Origin of the sequence: Halomonas profundus, assembly GCF_020865425.1 — a bacterium.
Lineage (GTDB): Bacteria > Pseudomonadota > Gammaproteobacteria > Pseudomonadales > Halomonadaceae > Vreelandella > Vreelandella titanicae.
In genome coordinates, this window is the sequence record NZ_CP086344.1 from 1,984,132 (window position 1) to 2,009,008 (window position 24,877).

Sequence of the window (24,877 nt, forward strand, 5' to 3'; positions counted from 1 at the left end):
CTCGTGAATACTTGGATATTTCATGCTTAATAATTTATTACGAAAAGTCGTGGGCTCTAAAAACGACCGCGATGTCAAACGCATGCACAAGAAGGTGCCGCAGATTAACGCATTAGAAGCAGAGCTTGAGGCGATTAGCGATGCTGAACTGCAAGGTAAAACCGCCGAGCTGCGCCAGCGCTTAGAAGCCGGTGAATCGCTTGATTCGCTGTTAGCGCCCGCCTTTGCGATCGTGCGAGAAGCCAGTAAGCGCGTTATGGGCATGCGTCACTTCGATGTGCAGATGGTAGGCGGCATGACCCTGCACCGTGGCCGCATCGCTGAAATGAAAACCGGTGAGGGTAAAACGCTGGTGGCGACGCTGGCGGTGTACCTGAATGCATTGCCGGGTAAAGGGGTGCACGTGGTCACGGTGAACGACTACCTGGCTCGCCGTGATGCTGAGTGGATGCGTCCGCTGTATGAATTTCTGGGCCTTACCATTGGCGTCATTTTCTCCGGCCAGACAGGCGAAGAGAAGCGTCATGCGTACCAGTGTGATATTACCTATGGCACCAACAACGAGTTCGGCTTCGATTATCTACGCGATAACATGGCGTTCTCGTTAGAAGATAAAGTTCAGCGTGGCCTGCACTATGCGATTGTCGATGAAGTTGACTCGATTCTTATCGATGAAGCGCGTACGCCGCTGATTATTTCCGGTGCGGTCGATGAGAATACCGACCTCTATAAAGTCGTCAATCAACTTGCCCAGCAGCTTGAAAAAGGCGAAGAGATTGAAGATGAGGAAGCCACGGTTGTTGGTGACTTCTTGGTCGACGAGAAGCAGAAGCAAGTAGAGTTAACCGAGCAGGGGCATAATAAAGTTGAAGAGCTGATGCGCGCTGAAGGTTTATTGGGCGATGACGAGTCGCTGTATGCCGCGCAAAACCTTAACTTGCTTCAGCATATGCACTCGGCGCTGCGCGCCCGCCATCTCTATAACCGTGATGTCGACTACATCATCTCTGAAGGTCAGGTGGTGATCGTCGACGAGCACACCGGCCGCTCTATGCCCGGGCGCCGCTGGTCGGAAGGGTTGCACCAAGCCGTCGAGGCCAAAGAGGGCGTCACGGTGCAGCGCGAAAGCCAAACGCTAGCCTCAACGACGTTCCAGAACTACTTCCGTCTGTATGAAAAACTCGCCGGGATGACCGGTACGGCGGATACTGAAGCCTTTGAGTTTCGGCAAATTTACGGCCTCGACGTGGTGGTGATTCCCACCAATCGGCCACTGGCCCGTAAAGACCTCAACGATCTGGTTTATTTGAGCGCGGAAGAGAAGTACGAAGCGATCATCAAAGATGTCAAAACCGAGACCGAAGCCGGGCGTCCAGTGCTGGTGGGTACGGCTTCTATTGAGACATCCGAGTACCTTGCCAAGCTGATGCGCGAGGCGGGCCTTACGTTCAATGTGCTTAACGCCAAGCAGCACCAGAGTGAAGCGGAGATCATTGCTCAGGCAGGCCGCCCAGGGGCGATTACGATCGCCACTAACATGGCCGGTCGTGGCACCGATATCGTTCTAGGCGGTAACTGGGAGGCTGAAGTCGCCAAGCTGCAAAACCCTATCCAAGAACAGGTTGAGGCGTTAAAAGTCGAGTGGCAAGCGCGCCACGATGGTGTGCTCGCCGCTGGCGGCCTGCATGTGGTGGGCTCTGAACGCCACGAGTCCCGGCGTATCGATAACCAGCTGCGTGGCCGTGCCGGACGCCAGGGTGACCCCGGCTCAACGCGCTTCTTCTTGTCGCTTGAAGATAGTCTGATGCGCCTGTTCGGCTCTGACCGCGTCAAACGCTTGATGCAGGCATTGGGGCTTGAGCATGGCGAAGCCATTGAGCATAAAATGGTCTCTAACGCCGTTGAGCGTGCCCAGAAGAAAGTTGAAGGGCGTAACTTCGATATTCGTAAGCAGCTACTTGAGTACGACGATGTTGCCAACGATCAGCGTCGAGTGATCTACGACCAGCGCAATGAGATTCTGGCCGCGGACGATGTGGCTGATGCCGTTATTGGTATCCGCGAAGAGGTGATGGAGACGGCCATCAGCGACTACGTGCCGCCCCAAAGCCTGCCCGAGCAGTGGGATCTGCCCGGCTTGGAAGCGCACTTGAAGACGGAGTTCAACCTTGACGCACCGGTGGTTAAATGGGCCGCCGAAGATGATCGCTTTAGTGAAGAGCAGTTGCGTGAACGGCTGCAGACGATGCACCGCGAGGCCTATGCAGCCAAAATCGAGGCGGCTGGCGAGAAGCTGATTCGTCGCTTTGAGAAGCAGGTCATGCTGCAAGTGCTGGACACGCGTTGGAAAGAACACCTTCAGTCGATGGATCATTTGCGTCGCGGTATCCACCTACGTGGCTATGCTCAGAAAAACCCCAAGCAAGAGTACAAGCGTGAATCCTTTGAACTCTTCCAGCAGCTGTTAGAGCACATTAAAGCCGATGTGACGCGTATTCTGAGCCACGTACAGGTTCGTCAGCCCGAGGAAGTAGACGCCCTTGAGCAACAGCGCCGCGAAGCGCTGGCGCGGGAAACCGCCACGGCGGCAAGCCGTCATGACACCCCGACCCAGGAGCAGCCCGAAACTGAGCAGGAAGCGCCTGGTGTTGATGGCCGCCCTGTGCGTCGCGAAGGCCCGAAAGTGGGCCGCAACGACCCGTGTTTTTGTGGCTCGGGTAAAAAGTACAAGCAGTGCTGTGGAAAACTAAGCTAACGGCGCCCGTTTTGAGACCGTTTTTTGAGACGGTCTGTGAAACGGTCTTTGTCTAAAGGAGAAAATCATGGCGGTTGGAAACACTCCCTTTCCAGAGTTGCCACCCCTAAAAGGGGTGCGCCTGGGGGTTGCAATGGCGGGTATCAAAAAGCCGGATCGTCGTGATGTAGTGGTGATTGAACTGCCCGAGACCGTGACGGTGTCTGGGGTCTTTACCCGTAATGCGTTCTGCGCAGCGCCCGTTTTGGTGGCCAAGCAACACCTCGAGCAGTGCCGGGCAGAACACCGTTCGCCACGCTTTTGGCTGATCAACACTGGCAATGCTAACGCAGGTACGGGTGAAGCAGGTTTGCGGGATGCCAGGGCTAGCTGTGCAGAACTGGCTAAACAAGCCGGTGTGTCGTCGCAGGACGTGCTGCCGTTTTCAACCGGCGTAATTGGCGAGCCGCTGCCGATGGAGCGTCTGCTAGCGGGATTGGCACCGGCACTTGAAAGCATGGCCAGCGACAGTGTTGCCTGGGAACACGCAGGCCAAGGTATTTTAACCACCGATACTCGTGCCAAAGGCGCCAGTGTCACGGTTGAAATAGGCAATCAGCAGGTAACGATTAACGGCATCACGAAAGGGTCTGGCATGATTAAGCCCAATATGGCGACCATGCTGGGCTTTGTGGTGACCGATGCAACTATCGAAGCACCGCTGCTGGATCGGCTACTGCGTGAAACCGTCGATCGCTCGTTTAACTGCATCACGGTGGATAGCGATACCTCTACCAATGACGCTTGTATGTTGGCAGCGACCGGCACAGGCTCCCGCATTGCCGACGATGAGCAGATTGCCGTTTTCAGCAACGCCTTGCAGCGGGTAATGACCGAGCTGGCGCAGGCGATTATTCGCGACGCCGAGGGCGCAACCAAATTCGTTACCCTTCAGGTCGACGAAGCGAAAAGTCGTCAAGAGGCGCTCGATGTGGCCTTTACTGTTGCGCACTCACCGCTAGTCAAAACAGCGCTTTACGCTTCAGATGCTAATTGGGGGCGTATTTTGGCCGCGGTAGGACGAGCGCCTGTAAGCGACTTTGATGTCAACCGTGTGGTGATTGATTTAGGCGATGTACGTCTAGTTGAAAATGGCGGGCGTGCTGCAGGCTATACCGAAGCGGCAGGAAGCGCCGTCATGGCCGAGTCAGAAATTACCATTCGCATTAACTTGGGGCGCGGCGAGGAAAGTGCCACGGTATGGACCTCCGACCTCTCCCATGACTATGTGTCTATTAACGCGGATTACCGCAGCTAATCAGTCTCCCCCTGTGTGGGGCGTTGGTTGGCAGGGGTAGTGGGCACACGCAGCGATATAGCACCGATGCCTTTAGCATTGGTGCACGCAGTGGATAAAGACGTAACGAGTATATGAGTCTATGAGCATAAAGGTAAAACGACGGGTTCACGTCGCGGCGGCAGCGATTATCAGCGCCGATCAACAGCAAGTACTGATCGCTCGTCGGCCATCAAACGTAGATCATGGCGGGCTTTGGGAGTTTCCAGGCGGCAAACTGGCCCCTTATGAAACAGGTCTTGAAGGGTTAAAGCGTGAACTGCACGAAGAGCTAGGCGTTGAGATTGTTTGTGCCCAGCCGTTGATTCGCGTCCACCATGAGTACCCCGACAAGCATATCTTGCTCGATGTATGGCAAGTGCATGAGTTTGCTGGCGAGCCCTTTGGTCGTGAAGGGCAGGCGGTGCGCTGGGTGCCCATGAGCGAGCTCTCCAACTACCCCTTCCCGGCGGCTAATTTGCCGATTCTGCGAGCGGTAAGGTTGCCTACCGAGTATTTAATTACCGGGGAAGAGTTGGATGAGGCGCGTTTCGATGCGTTTTTGGAACGCGCGCTGCGTGAAGACAAAATTCGCCTGGTACAACTGCGCGCCAAGCAGTTGGATGAAGCGGCTTATCTGGCTCGTGCCCAGCGTGCCTTGAGCCTGTGTCGTGAGTACGGCGCGCGACTGCTGCTCAATGGTGAGCCGACGCTGCTTGATCACATTGACGCCGATGGCATTCATTTGACCAGCGAGCGTTTGATGCAGCTCGAACGTCGTCCGATTGCCGAAAGCAAGTGGCTGTCCGCATCAACACACAACCAAACGCAGCTTACCCAGGCGGCGGTGTTAGGCTGCGACTTTGTTAGCTTATCGCCGCTGCGCACCACACCGTCACACCCGGAAGTATTCCCGCTCGGCTGGCATGATTTCCAGCAGTTGGTAGAGCGCGCAGGCATGCCGGTATTCGCACTGGGTGGCATGACGCGCTTTGATGCCAATCATGCCCGTGCCGTGGGCGCTCAAGGAATCGCATCGATCCGCGATTTCTGGAAATAACACGCCAAGCCAGAACGCATAAAAAGAGCGTTATATAATGAAAAACGCCTGCCTCGGTATTTAGCCAAGGCAGGCGTTTTTACGTTTTCATCTTTAAGACTAAGGCCAAGCCTACTAGTCGCGGTAGCGGCGAGTCAGATCCCCATAAGCGTCCACACGACGATCGCGCAGATAGGGCCAGATGCGGCGGGTATTTTCACTGCGCGCCATATCTAGCTGAACGACTAACTGTTCAGTCTCTTCCCCCGCATGGGCCAATAGTTCACCTTGTGGTCCGCAGACGAAGCTGCCGCCCCAGAACTGAATGCCGTCTCCCACCCCAGAATGATCCGCCTCAAAGCCAACCCGGTTGGCGACTAGAACCGGCAAGCCGTTGGCGACACCGTGGGCGCGCTGAATTACTGTCCAGGCATCTTTTTGGCGGCTCTTTTCTTCCCCGTCGTCATTGGGATCCCAGCCGATCGCCGTGGGGTAGAGCAGTAAATCGGCACCGGCTAGCGCCATAAGACGGGCGGCTTCGGGGTACCACTGATCCCAGCAGACCAAGACGCCGAGACGGCCCACGGATGTTTCGATCGGAGTAAAGCCTTCTCCGCGGGTGCTGTCATGATCACCCGGCGTGAAGTAAAACTTCTCATAAAACCCGGGATCATCGGGAATGTGCATCTTACGATACTGACCTACCCGGCCCTTGGCGCGGTCATAGACCACCGCAGTATTGTGGTATAGCCCTGGAGCGCGGCGTTCAAATAGCGACCCAACCAGCACAATATTCAACTCTTTAGCGAGCGCCGCCAGGCGCTGGCCGGTAGGGCCATCCAGCGGTTCCGCTAGATCAAACAGGGCAGGGTCTTCAAATTGGCAGAAGTAGTGGGTGGCGTGCAGTTCTTGTAGCAGTACCAACTGCGCGCCTTGTTTAGCGGCGCTACGGATACCTTCTTCGCTTGCTGACAGGCTTTGGGCTTTGTCCGGCCACGCGGGTTGCTGCACAACAGCGACGGTTAGCGTTGTCGACATGGTGACTCCTTTAGCAAATAGCGGTCGTGGCAGGCGTGCCCCGGGCAAGCGTGCCTTGTGGAAGCTGCATGGTTAAACAGTGCAGGCTGCCATGTTGGCGAATAACGCTTACGCACTCAATCGGAATTAGCGTGTGCTCAGGAAAAGCAACCGCTAGCGCGTTCAGTGCAGTGACATCCGCCGGGTCGCCGTAGGTAGGCACCAGTACGGCCTGATTGATGATCAGGAAATTTGCGTAGGTGGCGGGCAGGCGGTGGCCATCTTCCGGGTCAAAGCAGGCTTGGGGCCAGGGCAGTGGAACAAGCCGGTAGGGTTCACCATTGCGTTGCCGGAAAGACTGCAGTTCTTGCTCCATCGCCGCCAAGGCCGCGTAGTGCGGGTCGTGAGGGTCGTCACAACGCACATAGGCGATGGTGGTTGGGTTGCAGAAGCGTGCCAGGGTATCAATATGGCTGTCGGTATCATCGCCCTCTAAATGGCCGTTGGCCAGCCACAGCACACGGTCAACGCCGAAGTCTTCGCCAAGCTGCGCTTCTACCTCTGCTCGGGATAGCGTGGGGTTACGGTTGGGGTTAAGCAGGCATGCTTCGGTGGTGAGCAGGGTGCCTTCGCCGTCAGTTTCTATACCGCCGCCTTCCAGTACCAGATTCCGCGAGGCCACCGGGCAGGCCCAGGCCCCCGCATCGGCAAGCCACTGGGTGAGCAAGTTATCGCGTTCGGCGGGAAATTTTCCACCCCAGCCGGTGAACGTGTAGTCGAGCAAGACACATTGGCCATCTTCATCGACCACGCTGATCGGGCCATGATCCCGCGCCCAGGTATCGTCGGTGGGTGCGACAATAAGCTGCAGGCGTTCAGCGGGCACAGCGTAGGCGTGAAAAGTATCGGCCAAGCGCTGCTTGGTTAGTTCGTCTGGTACGCAAATAAGCACACGCTGATAGCGCGCGGTGGCCATCACGATACGCTCGAGGGTGGCTTCGATGCGCGCAAGCAGAGGCGCCCAATCGCCGTCTGGGCGTGGCCAGGTCAGTTGTATCCCATCTTGGGGATACCATTCGGGTAGCAAACGATACGTCATAAAAGCGCAGCCCCACTGTCAGCAGTAAATCGGCGCAATGTAGGGTGTGGCGGGGCAAGTTGCAAGCGTAACGTTTTTATTCTGAACGCTCACGGCGAAGGCCGCTCTAATGGCCGTTTGAACATGCAGAGAGACTAAAAAAACCGTACCATGAGCGCTTATTGATAAGGAATGACGCCATGCTTGATCGTTTGCCTTTTCTGGTGGGGCTGCGCTACGTGCGCGCTAAACGCCGGAACCACTTTATTTCGTTTATTTCGCTCACCTCGATGTTGGGGCTAATGCTGGGGGTCGCCGTACTTATTTTGGTGCTGTCGGTGATGAATGGCTTCGACCATGAGCTGCGCACACGTATTTTAGGCATGGTGCCCCACGCTAAAATTGAGTCCCGGGAGGGCATGGTTGAATGGCAGGCTCTGGCTGAAGAGCTTATGCAAAGGGAGCGGGTCATTGGTGCGGCGCCCTACGTTGAGCAACAAGGTATGTTCTCCGTGGGCGGGCGTAATCAGGGAGCCATGGTCAATGGCATCAACCCGGAATGGGAAGACCGAGTGTCAATTATTGGTGAGCACATGCGCCAAGGTGAATTGACCGATCTGGTTCCCGGAGAGTGGCATGTGGTGCTGGGCTCAATGCTGGCGCGCAACTTGGGCGTTGGCGTGGGGGATCGAGTAACGCTGCTGGTACCCGAAGCATCAATTACCCCCGCCGGGGTCTTTCCACGCTTAAAACGCTTTACCGTTAGCGGTATTTTTAGCGTCGGTGCCGAACTAGACGCTAATTTGGCCTACGCCAATATTGAAGATATGCAGACTCTTGCGCGCCTGGGTGATGCGGTTGGCGGGCTTCGCCTCCAGCTGGATGATCTGTTTGCTGCCAGTAGCGAGACCCAGGCGATTCTCAATGAGCTTGGCCCGGAGTATCGGGGCAGCGATTGGACTTTCTCTCAAGGCAATCTTTTCCAGGCGATACAGATGGAAAAGCGCATGATCGCGCTACTGTTAACTGTGATTATCGCCGTGGCGGCGTTTAATATCGTCTCGACGCTGGTCATGGTCGTCACCGATAAACGCGCGGATATCGCCATTCTGCGGACTATCGGTGCTAAACCGAGCTCTATTATGGGGATTTTTATTGTTCAGGGCATGGCCATCGGGCTGATTGGTATCGCTGTTGGGGTGGCCGTGGGTGTGCTGCTGGCGCTGACCATTGCGGATCTGATTGGCTGGGTGGAAGGAACGCTGGGGATTCAGTTCCTGGATGCTGGGGTCTATTTCATTAGCGACCTGCCTTCACGCCTGCAGTGGAATGATGTCAGTCGTATCGTATTGGCCGCCTTTGGTCTGACGTTCCTGTCGACACTTTATCCCGCTTGGCGGGCGGCAAAAGTTCAGCCGGCGGATGTATTGCGCTATGAATAATGGCTTCAGGAATAAGGATGACACGATGTCGATAAATACAGGGCAAGAAGCTGCCGTCATGCTCGATTGCCAGACGCTGACACGAACCTACAGCGAAGGCCCCCAGGATCTGACGGTACTGGATAAGCTCAATTTGCAGGTGCGCGCCGGGGAACGGGTGGCCATCGTCGGCAGCTCGGGGTCAGGTAAGACAACGCTGTTAAACCTGCTGGGCGGTCTTGACCGCCCTAGTGAAGGCAGCGTCGTTATCGCCGGTGAGCCGCTATCAGGGCTGAATGAAGCAGCGCTTGGCAGCTTTCGTAACCGTTACATCGGGTTTGTGTATCAATTCCACCATCTATTGGCGGAATTCACTGCACTCGAAAATGCGGCGTTACCGCTGATTATTCGCGGTCAGTCGAAAAAGGCGGCCGAGAAGCGTGCCATGCAGATACTTGAGCGGGTAGGCATGCAGCCGCGGGCGGATCATAAGCCGGGTGAGCTTTCCGGCGGGGAGCGCCAGCGCGTGGCGATTGCCCGTGCGTTGGTCACCGATCCTAGTTTGGTGCTGATGGATGAGCCCACGGGCAATCTGGATCAAACCACAGCGGCGACCATTTTGGCGCTAATGGATGAACTGGCCAAAGAGAGCGCCTGTGCATTCGTGATTGTGACCCACGACGTTAGCCTGGCGGCCCATCAAGACCGCGTGCTTAAACTGGATGCGGGTAAGTTGGTCGAGCAGGCGCCGGCGCTTTAACCGTCGGGTTCAATCATTAAACCTTATCGTCAAATTCTGCTTCTATCTGCGCACGCCGCTGCCGACGTATCTGGCGGCGGCGTTTCCAGTTATGGGAGACGTGCCAGCGCCAGATCAAGCGAATGCCAATATTGACCACGATGGCTAATATGATCGCTGTTACCAACGAGCCGACGATCAGTGGCGGCATAATGTCGTGCATCTGTTCGGCGATCCAGTGCGTTGAAATACGTGAAGGGGCCTCCCGCACGGGCGCGCCGAGGATAAAGGTGCCAATCCAGTAGTTGCCGTAAAAAATCAGCGGCATCGTTAATGGATTAGTAATCCATACCAAGCCTACCGAGAGGGCTAAATTGCAGCGTGTTAGGCGCGCGCCTAGCGCGGCAACGACCATCTGAAAAGGGATGGGCAGCATCGCGCAAAACACGCCCACGCTAAACGCATTGGCAACGCTTCGGCGAGTTAGAAGCCACAACCCCGGGTCTGCAATCAGCGGTGCAATAAAGCGTAGCGAGCGCTGTTTCCTGATAGTGTCGGGTTTGGGCATGTAGCGCTGCAGGAATCTGCGCGGCATGGCGGATACTCTTGCCTATCGATGTGGCTCATTATCCATATAGAGCCACTCTTCGGCTATGCTAGGCCATTAATGAACATTCGCTGGAGGGCTCTATGCGGTTAGGTGTTGCCATGCCCGCGGCGCTTGCAGCACTTGCAGGAGGTATTTTTGCCTGGTATTTCCACACCGCAGAGGTGACTCCAAATGCGTTTGGCTGGGTGTTGGTAGCCGCGTTGCTGGTAGTGGGGCGGTGCCCGCGATTTGGTATATGGCTGCTGATCGGCGCCTGGGTCTTCACTGGCGTACAAGAAGAGTGGGGGAGTCGCTTACCGACGGGGCTAAGCGGAGAAGATCTTGCTGTTGAGGCAACCGTGTTGACCGCCCAACCGGTGGGTAATGCCACGCGCCTGCTGTTAAGCGTTGATCAGTGTCAAAGCTCTTCGACTAGCCTGGCACAACGGCCCAGCTGTTCCGCGCTCACCAAGGTGCGCATTACCGCTTATAGCGATGTTCGCTTTAGGCCCGGCGAGCAGTGGCAAATGACGCTTCGTTTGCGTCCCCCAAGTGGCTTTGCCAATCCTGATGCCTTCAATTATGAGCAGTGGCTGTGGCGTGAGGGAATCCACGCCACCGGCTACTTGCGCCAGGAGCCAGCGCCGGTTCGGCTTTCTTCTGCGGGCCCTTCGTTGCGCCAGCTAGCGCTGGATTTTTTAGCCCGTCAGCCGCTCGACGATCGAACCAAACGCTGGCTGGCCGCATTGACGTTAGGCGATAGCGAACAGCTTACCCAAGACGACTGGTCGCTGCTGAATGCCACCGGAACCACGCATCTGGTGGTGATTTCAGGCTTGCATGTCGGGCTGGTGGCCTCATTTGTACTGCTGCTAGCCAAGTCAGTCGCTCGGTTTGCAACTCCCACCAACTGGCGTATGCGCACCTGGCCGTGGTGGTTAGCAGCGCTAGCTTGTGTCAGTTACGCCACCCTTGCCGGGATGGCGCCACCGGCTATGCGGGCGATGGTGATGACATTGATCGGGCTGTGGGTGCTGAGTGGTCGGCATGCGCCGGGGGCTTGGCAGGGCTGGTGGCTGGCTCTCGCGCTGGTACTTATTGTCGATCCGCTAGCGCTATGGCGCCCAGGGATGTGGCTATCGTTTGTGGCAGTGGCGTGGCTGATTATTATTTGGCAGGGGCGGCGGCGTCCTCAAGGGATAAAGGGCTGGTTCTGGGCGCTGGTGAGATCGCAACTGCTGCTAGCCCCGCTAATGGCCGCCGCCGTATTGGTGGCCTTTGGACGAGTGGCACCCGCTGCCCCATTGATCAATTTAGTCGCCGTACCCTGGGTAAGCTCGGTGATGGTGCCGACCGCACTGCTGGGGTGGCTGCTGTCACCTCTGCCCATGGTGGGAGAGACGGTATGGTGGCTGTTTGAGCAGGCGCTAAGCGTTTTCCACCTGTTGCTGACGCTGGTGGTGCAGCACTGGCCACTATGGGAACCTGATCGGTCGTTAACGTATCCGCTCTCCCTCGCACTGTTGCTACTGTCGTTATGCTGGGGGCTACCTGCCGTGCTGCCAAGCTTACGGCTGGCAGCCTCAGCGCTGATCGTTGCGCTGCCCTGGTGGTCGCTTCCGTCATCGATTCCCCCCAATGCGCTCAGAGTCAGCGTCCATGATGTGGGGCAGGGGCAGTTGATAGAACTGCGCAGCGCGCATTATCGCCTGCTCTACGACACCGGCCCTCGCTTTCGTAGTGGTTTTATGCCTCTGGAGGCGCTTTGGTCACCGGGGCAGTTGTTTGATCAAGTGTTAGTCAGCCACGCTGATAATGACCATGCGGGCGGTATCAGCGCATTGTTAGCCGATCATCGGGTCAAACAGTGGATGGCTCCTGCAGGTGAGGCGCTGCCAATTTCCGGTATTGATTGTCAGCGTGGTCAAACATGGCAGCGTGATGGGGTGAGTTACCGTATTCTCTGGCCGCCCGCGGGTGATAACGATTTATCTGCCAACGATCGCTCCTGCGTACTTGAGGTGAGCGCTGGTGAGCAGAGACTGCTGATTACGGGGGATGTGAGCACTGAGGTAGAGCGTCGCTTTCTGCGAAAGGTGGAGCCGCCTGTTAGTGTATTGGTGGCAGGGCACCATGGCAGCGGCACCAGCTCGGGTATCCAGTTCGTACGTTCCATCGCTCCTGAGCACGTGATATTTAGCGCCGGGCGGAGTAATGCGTTTCAACATCCGGTAGATTCTGTCGTGCGCCGTTTTCGCCAGCAGGGCAGCTGTCTATGGAACACGGCGCATGACGGCGCACTGCGTTTTTGGCTAAAAGCGGCCCAGCCCATCCAGGTTGAAACAACGCGACCATTGCCAGGGCGACGCAACCAGTGTTGAAGCGCGTCGCCATCAGGTAGAATTCTCCGATTGCACACTATGGCCAGGAGCGCGTGTGACTGATTCAGGTTGGGGTATTTATAAGCGGTTGTTGGGCTATGTGAAGCCGCATTGGCGAGCTTTTGCGCTAGCGATAGTGGGCTTTGTGGTTTACGCCGCGTCGAGTACCGCGCTGGCGGAAATGATGAAGCGATTAATTGATGGCATTCAAAACCCAGATGCGGCGTTTCGGTTCTTTCTACCGCTGTTTGTAATTATTATGTTTTCCGCCCGGGGGTTAGGTACTTTTTTAAGCACCTACTTCATGGCCTATGTGGGCCGCTACGTGATTCATACCCTGCGTTGCGACGTGTTTGCCCATCTACTCCATCTGCCGGGCTGGTTTTTTGACCATCACTCCAGCGGTCAACTGGTATCACGGGTGACCTACCACGTTGAGCAAGTCGCGGGGGCGGCCACCAAAGCGGTGACGATTATTCTTCGGGAAGGCCTGTTCGTCGTCGGCTTGGTGCTCTATCTACTCTGGACTAACTGGATGCTAACACTGCTGTTTCTGGGCGTGACGCCGATCATTGCCGTGGTGGTAAGCTACGTCAGCAAGCGCTTTAGACGCATTTCAAAACGCATTCAGCACTCCATGGGCGATGTCACCCATATTGCCTCGGAAGCGCTGTCGGGCTATCGGGTAGTGCGCACCCACGGCGCAGAGCCGTATGAAAAGCAGCGCTTTGAGCGGGTCAGTGAAGAGAATCGCCGCCAAAGTATGAAAGAAGCCATGACCCGTGCGGTCAGTTCCCCTGTGATTCTGATGTTGGTGGCCATCTCCATGGCGCTACTGGTCTGGCTGGCCATGGCACCCTCGCTGATGGAGAACATGACGCCTGGTGAGTTTGTGGCCTTTATTACCGCGGCTGCCCTGATGATCAAGCCGGTACGTCAACTGACCGAGATTAACGGTGAAATTCAGAAAGGCCTGGCGGCCGCGTCAGAGCTTTTCGGATTGCTGGATATGACCCCTGAAGAGGATAGTGGCAAACATATTGCCAGCCGTTTAAACGGCGATGTCGTGATCGATCATGTTAGCTTCCGCTATGCCGACGACCAGCCCGAAGTCCTGCACGATATTAATCTGCGCATAGCACCGGGCGAACTGGTGGCGATAGTCGGGCGTTCGGGGAGCGGCAAGTCCACTCTGGTCAGCTTGCTGCCGCGTTTTTACTGCCCCACTCAAGGCAGTATTACTATCGATGGCATTAATGTTGATGAATACGCGCTTGGCCCACTGCGCCAGCAGATTGCTCTGGTGTCGCAGCAGGTGACGCTATTTAACGCCTCGATTGCCGATAATATTGCTTACGGGGTGGCCAATCCTGACCCCCAGGCTGTACAGGCTGCAGCTGAAGCCGCCTATGCCCATGAGTTTATCGATAAGCTCCCCAATGGTTATGCCACCACCGTGGGTGAAAATGGCGTGATGCTCTCGGGCGGCCAACGCCAGCGGCTGGCGATTGCCCGGGCGATCTTCAAGGACGCGCCGCTACTGGTGCTGGATGAGGCCACTTCTGCGTTGGATACAGAATCCGAGCGCTATATTCAAAAAGCCCTTGAGCGAGTCTGTGAAGGGCGCACCACGCTGGTCATCGCCCACCGCCTCTCTACCATAGAGCGGGCTGACCGGATTGTGGTGATGGATCAGGGGCGCATTATCGAAGAGGGGTCGCATCAGTCGCTGCTGGATGCCGATGGCGCCTACGCGGCGCTGCATCAACTGCAGTTTCAAGAAGCGCCATGAGGCTATCGATATGAGCCTTTTGATATGAGCCTATCGTTATGAGCTTTGCCAAGAGAACGCTGGCGGAGCGCTGGCTGCAAGGCGCTTACCAGGGCAGTCGCTGGCTATCGCCGCTGAGGCCTTTAGGGGCGCTTTATCAGTGGGCCATGGCGCGGCGGGAGCGGGAATACTCTAGCGGCCAAAAAGCTACTTGGAAGGCGCCGGTGCCGGTTATCGTGGTAGGCAATATCACCTTGGGGGGGACGGGTAAATCGCCGCTGGTGGCGTGGCTAGCTGGCTGGCTGGTGGCCCAAGGCTGGTCGCCAGGTATCGTTAGCCGCGGCTATGGCGGAAAAGCGCCCAGTTACCCGCTGCTGGTCACCGCCGACACGAACGTTGTCGAAAGCGGTGATGAGCCGCTGATGCTGGCACAGCAGACGGGACTGCCAGTGGCCGCAGACCCCAATCGCGTGCGCGGTGTTCAGGCACTGATCGAGAAGGGCTGCGATATTATCTTGAGCGACGACGGTTTACAGCACTTGGCACTGGATCGAGATATTGAGTTGGTGGTTGTGGATGGTGACCGTGGATTGGGCAACGGGCGCTGCCTGCCCGCCGGGCCGCTGCGCGAGTCGCCCAGCCGGTTGCAGCGTGTTGACGCGGTGATCATTAACGGCGACTCACCGCCCTCTTTGTCGCTTACTCCGTCTATCATGCAGGCAGCCACTACTATGCAGCTGGCGCCGCTGCGCTGGCGTCGCCTTGATGACGGCGCACGTTTTCCGCTTGCGCCGCTGCCGTTTACGCTGCCGGTGCACGCGGTGGCAGGTATCGGGCATCCCGAGCGCTTTTTTCGTACACTCTCCGCGTTGGGTGTTGAGGGCGAGTGGCACCCGTTGGCCGACCACCAGCACTTTAGTGCGGGCGCGCTAAGCTTTGCAGATACCCGCCCAGTGATTATGACCGCTAAAGACGCCGTTAAGTGTTACGCCCTGGCCCCGCCTAACAGTTGGGTATTAGATGTGGAGGCATCCCTTCCACCCGAATTTGAGCACTGGCTGGCAGCGCGGCTGTCGGCACTTTCCTAAAGGAGATAAGCGCATGGATAAGGAACTGCTGGCAATGCTGGTCTGCCCGTTGTGTAACGGTAAGCTGAAGTATGATCGCGATGCTCAAGAGCTGCGCTGCCACTACGATGGCCTTGCCTATCCGATCAAAGAGGGGATTCCGGTGATGTTGCCGGAAGAGGCTCGCGTGATGGATGCTGATGAAAAGCTGCACACTTCACAAGGGCGTTCTCCAGGACGCTCTCCAGGACGTTCCCAAGAGCGTTTAGGAGACGCTTAATGGCTGTCTTTGATGACATGGTTGATTTCAAGGTGCCTGATTTTACCGTCGTCGTACCTGCTCGCTACGGCTCTACCCGGCTGCCCGGCAAGCCACTGCTTGATATTGCCGGGGAACCGATGGTTGCTCACGTATGGCGCCGTGCTTGCCAAAGCCACGCCAGCCGAGTGGTCGTGGCAACAGACGATAGCCGTATTCGTGATGCCATGCTGCACTACGGCGCCGAAGTGATCATGACCCGCGACGATCACCCCTCGGGCACCGACCGATTAGCCGAGGTGGCTGGTATATTGGCATTGACGGATGATGCGCTGCTGGTGAATGTGCAGGGCGATGAGCCGCTGATTCCTCCCGCGCTGATCGACCAGGTGGCTCTGCGCCTAGCCGACGATCCCGGAGCGTCGATAGCCACGTTGGCGGAGCCTATCAATGACGTGGACACGCTGTTTAATCCCAACGTGGTCAAGGTGGTGCGAACGCTACAAGGCCGCGCGCTGTATTTCTCACGGGCCCCTATCCCCTGGGATCGTGAGCAGTTCAAAACGCCACCGACCATGCTGGCAACCGATGCCTGGCTGCGCCATATCGGTCTCTATGCGTATCGTGCCGGTTTTCTAGCTGCCTACCGAGACTGGCCAGCCTCAAGCCTCGAACAGCTTGAACAGCTCGAGCAACTGCGTGCGCTGCAGAATGGTCACGCTATTCAAGTGGCGCTGGCCTGCGAAGTAAACCCTGCCGGTGTTGATACGGCCGAGGATCTAGCGCGGATTCGGGCGCTGCTGGCCTAGCGCGGGTTCGGGCGTTGCCGGCTTAGCGCAGGGGCGGGCGCTTGCTTGGGCAGCTCAGTTTTTAAGGAGCTATCGTGAAAGTATTATTTGTATGTTTAGGCAATATTTGCCGTTCACCGACCGCCGAAGGTGTTTTTCGTCGTGCTCTTGAGCGAGCAGGGTTGGCCGATGAGGTCGAGATAGACTCCTGCGGCGTCGGCAGTTGGCATTTGGGCAAAGCGCCAGACGCCCGCGCGCAGCAGGCAGCACTACTGCGCGGTATCGATATAAGCGACCTGCGTGCCCGCCAGCTAAGCGAGCACGATTTTACCCAATTCGACTACGTGTTAGGCATGGATCAGGACAATTTACGCGCCATACGCGAGCTGAAGCCTGCTAATAGCCAGGCGCATGTTGGGCTGTTTTTAGATTTCGCTGGTACCCCCGGTGCTGAAGTCCCAGACCCCTATTTTGGCGGTGATGAGGGATTTGAGAAGGCTCTGGATATGATTGAAGCTGCATCAGAAGGGCTGATTCGACACCTTAAGCGAGAGCTGTAATGGGGCTAATGGTGTGGCTGCACAGATGAATATTCTCAGCAATGTGGATTTGTCCGCCGCTAATACACTTAGGCTCCCCTGCCAAGCAGAGCGCTTCGCGTCACCAAAGACATTAACAGCTCTACGCCAAACACTAGCAGAGGCACGCCATGAAGGCTGGCCCGTCACGCTGCTCGGTGGCGGCAGCAATGTTCTGCTTCCCGAGGCACTACCAGGTTTGGTGGTGCGGCCTGATTTGCAACAACACTGGCTCAGTCAGCGTCAAGGGCATGTGCTTGCCCATGTAGGGGCGGGAGTTAATTGGCATACGTTGGTGATGGCGACTGCTGCACGCGGCCTGTGGGGCATTGAAAATCTGGCGCTGATCCCTGGCAGTTGTGGTGCTGCGCCAGTGCAGAACATTGGCGCCTACGGTGTTGAGCTTGCCGATACGCTGCAAGCGGTGCAGGTAATGGAGCTTGCCACCGGGCGGGTAAATTGGCTAAGCGCGCAAGAGTGCGCCTTTGGTTACCGTGAGAGTATTTTTAAAGGCGAGTTGGCAGGTAGCATTGTGATCACTCAGTTAGTCTTGCGTTTGTCACGCACGCCAGCGCCCCGGCTAGGGTATGGCGATCTCGCCGCACGCCTAGCAAGCCCTCCCACACCGCTCGCGGTAGCCGAAGCGGTATGTGGTATTCGACGCGAGAAGCTGCCCGACCCACAGGTGCTGGCCAATGCGGGGAGCTTCTTCAAAAATCCGCTGGTAGCTGATGTGCTGGCAGCGCAGTTGTTGCAGCAGTATCCTGCTATGCCCCATTTCCCCCAGGAAGGAGGGCAAACAAAGCTGGCGGCGGGGTGGTTAATCGACCAGTGTGGCTTGAAAGGGATGCGTGATGGTGCCTTCGGAGTACACCAGCATCAAGCGCTGGTGTTGGTGCACTTTGGCGGCGGTGATCGTCAGAGGCTAATGAAAACAGCTAGCTATATCGCTGACCAGGTCGAGGCACGCTTTGGGGTGCGTTTAGAGCCCGAGCCGCGGTTCATTAATCCCTGTTAGTTAATCTCTATTAGTTAATCTCTAGGCCCTGCCTCTAAGGTGCACATAACGCAAAAATCCCCGCCGAAGCGGGGATTTTTGTTACTGCAATACGCGCGAACGATCTATTCGGAGCGTGTGTCTTGTTGTGCCTGTTTGCGCTTCTCACGCGGGTCATTGTGGGCCCGTGTGCGACGGCGGCGGGGTTTAGGCGCTTCTTCAGTTACAGCAGCTTCAACGGGTGCTTCACTGGCGACCGGTTGAGCGTCTGCTTCAGTTGCAGTAGCTTCAGTCGCAGGTGTTTCAGTCGCAGGTGTTTCAGTCGCAGGTGTTTCAGTCGCTGCTAGTTCATCGCTGCTCTTTTCAGAGCTATTTTCAGAACCATTTTCAGGACTGTCTTCAGAACTATTCGGTTCAGCGCTACTCTCTTCAATGCTCCTTTCTTCAGCGACTCGGTCTTCAGCGTTTGTGTCTTTAACACTCTTAGGCTCATCACCTTTTTCTGCGCTGTCTTGCTGCGGCTCGCTGCTGGTAGGCTCTTCAGTTGAAGGGGTTGCGTCGACGCTCTCAGAAGCGCTCTCGGAAGTACTCTCAGCAACATCTGGGTTTGCCGCTTCCTGGCGAACTTGGACGTTAGTTGAAGCTTCGGGCTGATGCTCATCGCTGCTTTGATCCGTACCCGCACTATTGAAAGGTGCAGGGGAGGCCGCCTCTTCAATCGTTGCGGCTGGATCAACGGCGTTGGCCGCAGACGGTTCGACGGCTTCAGGCGCTGCCTGTTCGCTAGCACTGGGCTGCTGACTATCGGCGGTTTTCTTACTTTCAGCTGGTTCGGCGTTGGCTTTGGCCGTTGCTGAGGTCACCTCAGATGGCGCTGACGGCTCTTCGCTGGCTGTGGCCTCCGGTTCGCTTGGCTTGGCGGCGGCCTCATCCTGCTCAACGGTGCTGGCAGTTGACGTTTGCTCCGCCGGTGAAGCCGCTTTAGGCTGGCGGCGCTGGTGCGTCGACTTGCGCGCTTTAGCGTTTTCTGCCACGGGGCGGTCGGCGGTCGTTGCGTCGTTCGCTTGCTCGGCGTCGGACTCAGGCGCATCGGCTGCTGCCGCTTCTGGCTGAGCGGTGACGTCCGAGTCCGATCCTAGTGCAATCGTTGTGTCATTTGTCGCTGCTTTAGCCACCTGTGCCTGTTCTTCTGCCTCAGGGGCTTCGGCCGGCTCTGGTGTTACTGCTGACGCTTCATTCTGAGCCTCGGCCTGCAGTTTTAACTGCTCAGCTTCTGCCTGAGGGTTGATCGCCTGGGTGCGCGTGCGGTTACGCGGGTTGTTACGCGTACGCTTCGGCTTGCCGTCATCCTGCTTGGTCTCTAAGTTCTTGGACTCTGGGCTCTTGGCCGTTGCATCGCGCTGGCTGTCGCGGTTTTTGTCACCACCATCACGACGCGACTCTTTCTGCGCTGCACTTTTGCCGCTGGTGCTTTCTTTAGAGCCCTCTTTCGTGGAGCTGTCTTTGCTAGGGCTGTCTTTGGAAGAGCTATCAGCCTGGTTCTCTTTACGAGGCGCTTTGGCTGACTCTTGACCGTTAGCATCGTCCTGCTGGGGGTGGCGACGGCGGTTGCGGGTACGGCTGGGGCCGCTCCGCTTATCGCTATTGTCGTCACTGGCAGGACGCGGTGTGCTGCTGCGCTGCTCGGCTTTTTGTTCAGCTTTTGGCTCAGGGCGGGCGCTATTATCGCTGCGTGACTCGTTACGGCTGGCGTTGTCGCCACGCGACGATTTTTGCCGCGACTCGCTGCTGCGCTGATTGGTTTTGCGCTCGCCTGATTTGCGCGGCGCCGGTGTTTCAACCTTGGGCTCTGGTGTGGCTTCGGCGCCGCTTTCGTCGCTACCAAGCAGTTTGGCGAAGCCGCGGATAAAGCGCCCAATAACGCTGGGTTGCTCGCTGGCTACAGGTGCTGCTTTGGCCGCTGGGGCTGCAGCGGGCGCTTTCTCTTCCGTTTGCAGCGATGCTGGGGCGGGAGCGTTGTGGGTGACACTCTTGACGGCGGCTTCGGCGCGTTGAGCGGGCGGCACGAAGCTAGGTGTCGGCTCTTTGCCTACTTCGGTGTCGGTGGAGAGCTCAAAGCTCGATAGGCTTTGAGTGTCATCCTCGTCCAGGTGGTCATCACGCAGCCGCTGCACGTCGTAGTGGGGCGTATCCATATCAGGATTGGGCAGCAGTACCACACGAACATTCTGGCGAGACTCAAGATCTGCCAACACGCTGCGTTTTTCATTGAGCAGGTAAGTCGCCACGGGTACCGGTAGAATGGCGCGAATCTGTGCGCTATTCTCTTTCATCGCCTCTTCTTCAATCAGGCGCATGATAGAGAGGGAGAGCGAGCGAACATCGCGAATGGTGCCCTGGCCATTACAGCGCGGGCAGACCACGCCACTGGTTTCTCCCAGCGAGGGACGCAGGCGCTGGCGGGACATTTCCATCAGGCCAAAGCGTGAAATACGCCCAATCTGTACCCGTGCGCGATCCAGCTTGAGGGCATCGCGCATGCGGTTTTCAACTTCACGCTGGTTGCGTGCAGGCCCCATGTCGATAAAGTCAATAACCACCAAACCGCCGATATCACGCAGGCGCAGCTGGCGGGCGATTTCATCGGCGGCTTCAGAGTTGGTCTGTAGGGCGGTCTCTTCGATATCGCTGCCGCGGGTGGCGCGGGCGGAGTTGATATCGATGGAGACTAGCGCTTCGGTGTGATCGATCACAATCGAGCCGCCAGAAGGCAGCTTCACTTCGCGCTGATAGGCGGTTTCGATTTGTGATTCGATCTGGAAGCGCGAGAATAGCGGTACTTCGTCCGCGTAGAGCTTGATCTTCTGCTGGTACGAGGGCATTACCTGGCGAATAAAGCTCAGCGCTTCGGCGTGAATCTCGGGGCTGTCGATCAATACTTCGCCGATGTCCTGGCGTAGGTAGTCGCGCATGGCGCGAATGATGACGTTGGATTCACGGTAGATCAGGAACGGGGCAGGGCGCTTGGCAGCTTCAGTGGTGATCGATTCCCACACCTGAACCAAGTAGTCCAAGTCCCACTGGAGCTCTTCCGGATTGCGACCAATGCCTGCAGTGCGCACGATCAGGCCCATTTTATCCGGCACGGTCAACTGACCCATGGCGTCTTTGAGCTGACTGCGCTCGTCGCCTTCGATACGGCGAGAAATGCCACCTGCACGCGGGTTATTGGGCATCAATACCAAAAAGCGACCAGCCAGGCTGACAAAGGTGGTTAGCGCGGCACCTTTGTTGCCACGCTCCTCTTTATCGACCTGGACGATGACCTCTTGGCCTTCTTTAAGCACTTCTTTAATGCTCGGACGTCCGGAAACGTCTTTGACAAAGTACTCGCGAGAGATCTCCTTGAGGGGCAAAAAGCCGTGACGGTCGGCGCCGTAGTCAACGAAGGCAGCTTCCAGGGAGGGTTCTACGCGGGTGATTTTACCGCGATAGATATTGGCTTTTTTCTGTTCTCTTGCGCCGGATTCGATATCTAAATCGTATAGGCGTTGTCCATCAACTAAAGCGACACGCAGCTCTTCGGGCTGGGTCGCATTGATAAGCATCCGTTTCATAGTGTCTCGCATAGCGTTGCGTGCCGGCGAACTGCCTATTGGGTGACGTAGGCGAATCGCTGGGTGCTGCGTGCTTGTGCTCGGCGCATTGCAATGCTGACGCGTCAAGCCGGGAAGGCATCATCGCCAACCCGGCCGATAGGGCGTTGAGTACGTGGCGGAGGCAGGACGTGTTCCGGTGGCTGTCACGTCCATCCGGCCCTGCTGACACCGCCAACACCTGGCATTCATCGATTCACCAACGCCGGCCACCGGCACAGCGTTGAACTTTTCGCCCGGAGACAGTCATCGCCTTGTGACGAATAAGGCGGAGCTGCTCAGGACGTGGCGTTGTTTCGTTGCTGCCTGCCGTTGAGGGCAAGGCTTATTTTCCTCTGCCGGCATAAAAAACGGGCGGCAGAGTTACTGCATTTTTAAGATCAGTTTTAATACTGGAAAACGGGCAATGCGTACACTGGTGCCGTTTTTGCGTTCAGGCCTGCGTGTTAGTCGGGCAGGCGCATTAACCAAGCTCAGCGGTGATGCTCTCTGCTAACAAATTTAATCAATTAGCTATCGAACAGCTAGTCACTAGCGCTAGACAAGACAGCTTTCTGCGCTTAGCTGGTGAACGATTTCGAATATAACAGTAAAGACTACGACCAGCAATTGACGCAATGCCCTTGGGTCTACGCTAGAATGCCGTTTTTAAGCAGGAGTAAGTAGTAATGTCCGAAGGGCGTGAAGTGCAGTGGGTGGATATCGCCCCGGAGCAAGCAGGGCAGCGAATTGATAATTTTCTCATGACGCGGCTTAAAGGGGCGCCTCGCGCGCTTATTTATCGCATCGTACGTAAAGGCGAGGTGCGCGTTAATAAAAAACGCGTGAAGGTGGATTACCGTTTGCAAGCGGGGGATTTAGTACGCGTTCCGCCGCTGCGTTTGGCGCCTCGCGAAGCGGTGAAGGAAGTCAGTGATAATTTGCGCGACCTCCTGGTAGGCAGCGTTATTATGGAAGGCCCCGATTGGATGGTGCTTAATAAACCTTCTGGTTTGGCAGTGCATGGCGGCAGCGGGGTTAAAATTGGTTTAATAGAAGCGCTGCGTCAAGTGCGCGATGATCTGAGCTTTCTGGAACTGGTTCACCGCTTGGATCGCGATACGTCGGGCTGTTTGCTGCTGGCCAAGTCACGCGATGCGCTGGTGACGCTGAACGAGTCGTTGAAAAAGCACGGTATGGATAAGCGTTATCTGGCCTTGGTCAGTGGGCGCTGGCCAGCGCGGAAAACCTATGAGAGTGCTCGGTTAGACCGCTTTGATGCCGGTAACGGCGAGCGGAGGGTAAGGGTAGATCCCAACGGAAAAGTGTCGCGCACCCATTTTTCGGTGGTCGAAACCTTCGAAAAAGTAACCCTTATAGAGGCTGAGCCGGTCACGGGCCGTACCCACCAGATTCGCGTACATGCCGCCCACGCAGGCCATGCGTTATTAGGTGACGATAAGTACGCTACCCGTGAAAGTGGTCTGCTCACCAAGCAGTTAGGTCTGGGGCGTTTGTTCCTTCATGCGCGAGCGCTGACCTTTCCTGAGCCCACTAACGGCCGCCCGGTTACCGTCAAAGCGCCGCTGCCAGAAGCCCTGGAAGAAGCGCTCAAGCGCGCCCGTCAATAACTTCTTTCTTCACCGCGTTGCCTTTTACAGGGAGCTGCCATGCAGTACGAGCTAATTATATTTGATTGGGACGGCACCTTGATGGACTCAGTGCCGCGGATTGTGTCGTGTATGCAGGCGGCTGCTTTGGAGGCCGAGTGGGGGGCGCTTTCAACTGCGGAGGTTGAAGATATTATTGGTCTGGGGCTGCCCGAAGCAATTGCCAAGCTCTGCCCAGGTATATTGCCTGCTCAGGCCGAGCGGCTTCGCGAGCGTTACGCGCACCATTTTGTGCAGGCTGATACCACGCCAATGGCGTTTTTTAGCGGTGTCGAAGCGCATATCGCCCGTTTGCGTGGGCATGAGCAACAGCGTTTAGCGGTCGCAACAGGTAAAAGCCGTCGCGGGCTTGACCGTATTTTTACTGAGACCGGTAGCGGCGCGTGGTTTCATGCCAGCCGTACCGCGGATGAAACCCGCTCTAAACCGCACCCGCAGATGCTTTCAGAGTTACTGGCTGAGCTTGCGGTGCCGGTCGAGCGGGCGGTGATGGTCGGCGATACTGAGTATGATATGGAAATGGCTAGGGCGATGGGCATGGATCGGGTGGGGGTAAGCTATGGGGTGCATGCGCCTGAGCGCCTGGCAATGAGCGAGCCAAAGTGGATTGCCCATAGCGTTGACGAGCTTTTTGATCGGTTATAAGGACATTTTATGAGTGACGATCCAACCCGCCAAGAGGGTGCACAAGAGGGGCGTGATGGCCCGGCTAATAGCGACCAGCCCAACGAGTTCAAGGAGGATCCCTGGACTGAAGGGCCCGAGGTTCCGCCTGGTAAGGGGGCTAAGCAGCCCCCTGGGACGCCAGGTGATGATGCCGAAACCCTGCGCGAACGCCAGCGATTAGCGCAGCTGGAAATGATGGATCACTGGATAGGCGGCGTCTTGACCGAGCAACGGCGTACCCGCCGCTGGAAGCTGTTTTTCCGTCTGATGTTTCTCGCTGTCGTATTGGTTGCGCTGTCTGCTGCGCTTTATAGCCTGTTCTGGGATTCGCCGAGTGTCGCAACGCCCGCCCAACGCCACTTGGGCATTGTTGAGGTTAATGGCGTAATCGCCAGCGATTCGCCAGCCAATGCGGAGCGCATCATCCAAGGGTTAAACCGAGCCTGGGATGCCGAAAGCGCTGCAGCCGTGGTGCTGCACATTAATAGCCCCGGTGGTAGCCCTGTTCAGTCTCAGCGTATCTATGCGGAAATCATGCGCCTGCGCGAGCAGGGTGATAAACCGATTATCGCGGTGATTGAGGATGTCGGTGCCAGCGGCGCTTATTACATAGCTGCAGCGGCAGATGAGATTATTGCGTCGCCAGTGAGCTTAGTGGGCTCGATTGGTGTGATTTACGCTGGTTTTGGCTTTGAGGAGGCGATAGAGCGCATTGGCGTGGAGCGCCGCGTGCTTACGGCAGGAGAGAATAAGGCCTTCTTAGATCCATTCCAGCCGCTGGACGATGATGCAGAGACGTTTTGGCAAGGCGTGCTGAGCCAAACTCACCGCCAGTTTATCGATGACGTCCGCGCGGGGCGCGGCGAGCGGCTCAGTGATAGCTCGGACATTTTCTCAGGCCTGATCTGGAGTGGCGAGCAGAGCATCGAGCTAGGGTTGGTCGATCAGTTGGGTAGCCTCGAACAGCTGTCTCGCGATCAAGTAGGTAACATCGACTGGGTGGACTATACGCCGAGTCTTGATCCATTTGAGCGCTTTACTCGGCGTTTTACCGAGGTTGCCGCTGAAGTGCTAGGTATTAGGGCTCCTAACACCCCGCTTCGTTTCTGATC

Annotated in this window: 19 protein-coding genes; 15 read left to right on the plus strand and 4 right to left on the minus strand. The window is 56.9% G+C overall.

Annotated elements, in window-relative coordinates:
* The first annotated feature begins 22 nt into the window (after nucleotides 1-22).
* The 3 genes from secA (at nucleotide 23) to LMS44_RS08855 (ending at nucleotide 5,130) form a co-directional block, all read left to right on the plus strand.
* Nucleotides 23-2,755 carry a preprotein translocase subunit SecA gene (gene secA / locus LMS44_RS08845; protein ID WP_022523896.1) on the plus strand — a complete coding sequence of 911 codons (2,733 nt, stop codon included), beginning with the start codon at nucleotides 23-25 and terminating at the stop codon, nucleotides 2,753-2,755.
* 67 nt (nucleotides 2,756-2,822) lie between these two features.
* Entirely contained in the window at nucleotides 2,823-4,052 is a 1,230-nt protein-coding gene (argJ, locus tag LMS44_RS08850; RefSeq protein WP_022523895.1) for a bifunctional glutamate N-acetyltransferase/amino-acid acetyltransferase ArgJ, read from the plus strand.
* A gap of 121 nt (nucleotides 4,053-4,173) precedes the next feature.
* A complete protein-coding gene (locus LMS44_RS08855) occupies nucleotides 4,174-5,130 on the plus strand; it encodes a Nudix family hydrolase (protein WP_022523894.1) in 957 nt (318 codons plus the stop codon).
* A 114-nt stretch (nucleotides 5,131-5,244) separates the two neighbouring features.
* Here the strand turns inward: LMS44_RS08855 and LMS44_RS08860 are convergent, their stop codons facing one another.
* Nucleotides 5,245-6,147 (minus strand): carbon-nitrogen hydrolase, encoded by a 903-nt coding sequence (locus tag LMS44_RS08860; protein WP_022523893.1) that lies wholly within the window; start codon nucleotides 6,145-6,147, stop codon nucleotides 5,245-5,247.
* A gap of 10 nt (nucleotides 6,148-6,157) precedes the next feature.
* Nucleotides 6,158-7,225, minus strand: coding sequence for an agmatine deiminase family protein (locus LMS44_RS08865; protein ID WP_022523892.1), 1,068 nt, complete (start codon nucleotides 7,223-7,225; stop codon nucleotides 6,158-6,160).
* Nucleotides 7,226-7,404: 179 nt separating this feature from the next.
* Here LMS44_RS08865 and LMS44_RS08870 point away from each other — a divergent pair, with 179 nt between their 5' ends.
* Together LMS44_RS08870 and LMS44_RS08875 are read left to right on the plus strand one after the other, a co-directional pair.
* Nucleotides 7,405-8,646 carry a lipoprotein-releasing ABC transporter permease subunit gene (locus LMS44_RS08870; protein WP_022523891.1) on the plus strand — a complete coding sequence of 414 codons (1,242 nt, stop codon included), beginning with the start codon at nucleotides 7,405-7,407 and terminating at the stop codon, nucleotides 8,644-8,646.
* A gap of 25 nt (nucleotides 8,647-8,671) precedes the next feature.
* Nucleotides 8,672-9,385 (plus strand): ABC transporter ATP-binding protein, encoded by a 714-nt coding sequence (locus LMS44_RS08875; RefSeq protein WP_022523890.1) that lies wholly within the window; start codon nucleotides 8,672-8,674, stop codon nucleotides 9,383-9,385.
* 16 nt (nucleotides 9,386-9,401) lie between these two features.
* Here the strand turns inward: LMS44_RS08875 and LMS44_RS08880 are convergent, their stop codons facing one another.
* Entirely contained in the window at nucleotides 9,402-9,959 is a 558-nt protein-coding gene (locus LMS44_RS08880) for a DUF2062 domain-containing protein (protein ID WP_009286403.1), read from the minus strand.
* A 95-nt stretch (nucleotides 9,960-10,054) separates the two neighbouring features.
* On the opposite strand from LMS44_RS08880, the gene LMS44_RS08885 reads away from it, so the two are divergent.
* The 7 genes from LMS44_RS08885 to murB all read left to right on the plus strand — a co-directional run bounded on the left by LMS44_RS08885 (nucleotide 10,055) and on the right by murB (nucleotide 17,815).
* A complete protein-coding gene (locus LMS44_RS08885) occupies nucleotides 10,055-12,334 on the plus strand; it encodes a DNA internalization-related competence protein ComEC/Rec2 (RefSeq protein ID WP_278369392.1) in 2,280 nt (759 codons plus the stop codon).
* Nucleotides 12,335-12,389: 55 nt separating this feature from the next.
* Nucleotides 12,390-14,126: a lipid A export permease/ATP-binding protein MsbA gene (gene msbA / locus LMS44_RS08890; protein WP_041158063.1), complete on the plus strand. Its 1,737-nt coding sequence runs from the start codon at nucleotides 12,390-12,392 to the stop codon at nucleotides 14,124-14,126.
* A gap of 38 nt (nucleotides 14,127-14,164) precedes the next feature.
* Nucleotides 14,165-15,193 carry a tetraacyldisaccharide 4'-kinase gene (lpxK, locus tag LMS44_RS08895; protein ID WP_022523887.1) on the plus strand — a complete coding sequence of 343 codons (1,029 nt, stop codon included), beginning with the start codon at nucleotides 14,165-14,167 and terminating at the stop codon, nucleotides 15,191-15,193.
* Nucleotides 15,194-15,206: 13 nt separating this feature from the next.
* Nucleotides 15,207-15,452 (plus strand): Trm112 family protein, encoded by a 246-nt coding sequence (locus tag LMS44_RS08900; protein ID WP_190373398.1) that lies wholly within the window; start codon nucleotides 15,207-15,209, stop codon nucleotides 15,450-15,452.
* Nucleotides 15,452-16,240: a 3-deoxy-manno-octulosonate cytidylyltransferase gene (kdsB, locus tag LMS44_RS08905; RefSeq protein WP_190373397.1), complete on the plus strand. Its 789-nt coding sequence runs from the start codon at nucleotides 15,452-15,454 to the stop codon at nucleotides 16,238-16,240. Before LMS44_RS08900 ends, kdsB begins: the two co-directional genes overlap by 1 nt.
* Nucleotides 16,241-16,314: 74 nt before the next feature.
* Complete coding sequence (locus tag LMS44_RS08910) at nucleotides 16,315-16,779, plus strand: low molecular weight protein-tyrosine-phosphatase (RefSeq protein WP_138800087.1); 465 nt, start codon at nucleotides 16,315-16,317, stop codon at nucleotides 16,777-16,779.
* Nucleotides 16,780-16,804: 25 nt separating this feature from the next.
* Nucleotides 16,805-17,815 (plus strand): UDP-N-acetylmuramate dehydrogenase, encoded by a 1,011-nt coding sequence (murB, locus tag LMS44_RS08915; protein WP_278369386.1) that lies wholly within the window; start codon nucleotides 16,805-16,807, stop codon nucleotides 17,813-17,815.
* Nucleotides 17,816-17,919: 104 nt separating this feature from the next.
* On the opposite strand, the gene rne is transcribed toward murB, so the two are convergent.
* Complete coding sequence (gene rne / locus LMS44_RS08920; protein WP_278369384.1) at nucleotides 17,920-21,411, minus strand: ribonuclease E; 3,492 nt, start codon at nucleotides 21,409-21,411, stop codon at nucleotides 17,920-17,922.
* Between the two features lie 707 nt (nucleotides 21,412-22,118).
* On the opposite strand from rne, the gene LMS44_RS08925 reads away from it, so the two are divergent.
* From LMS44_RS08925 to sppA, 3 genes are read left to right on the plus strand one after another with little or no spacing between them, the layout of a single operon-like run.
* Complete coding sequence (locus LMS44_RS08925; RefSeq protein WP_009286408.1) at nucleotides 22,119-23,060, plus strand: RluA family pseudouridine synthase; 942 nt, start codon at nucleotides 22,119-22,121, stop codon at nucleotides 23,058-23,060.
* A gap of 39 nt (nucleotides 23,061-23,099) precedes the next feature.
* Entirely contained in the window at nucleotides 23,100-23,744 is a 645-nt protein-coding gene (locus LMS44_RS08930; RefSeq protein WP_278369382.1) for an HAD family hydrolase, read from the plus strand.
* Between the two features lie 9 nt (nucleotides 23,745-23,753).
* Nucleotides 23,754-24,875 carry a signal peptide peptidase SppA gene (gene sppA / locus LMS44_RS08935; protein ID WP_278369381.1) on the plus strand — a complete coding sequence of 374 codons (1,122 nt, stop codon included), beginning with the start codon at nucleotides 23,754-23,756 and terminating at the stop codon, nucleotides 24,873-24,875.
* Nucleotides 24,876-24,877: the final 2 nt, after the last annotated feature.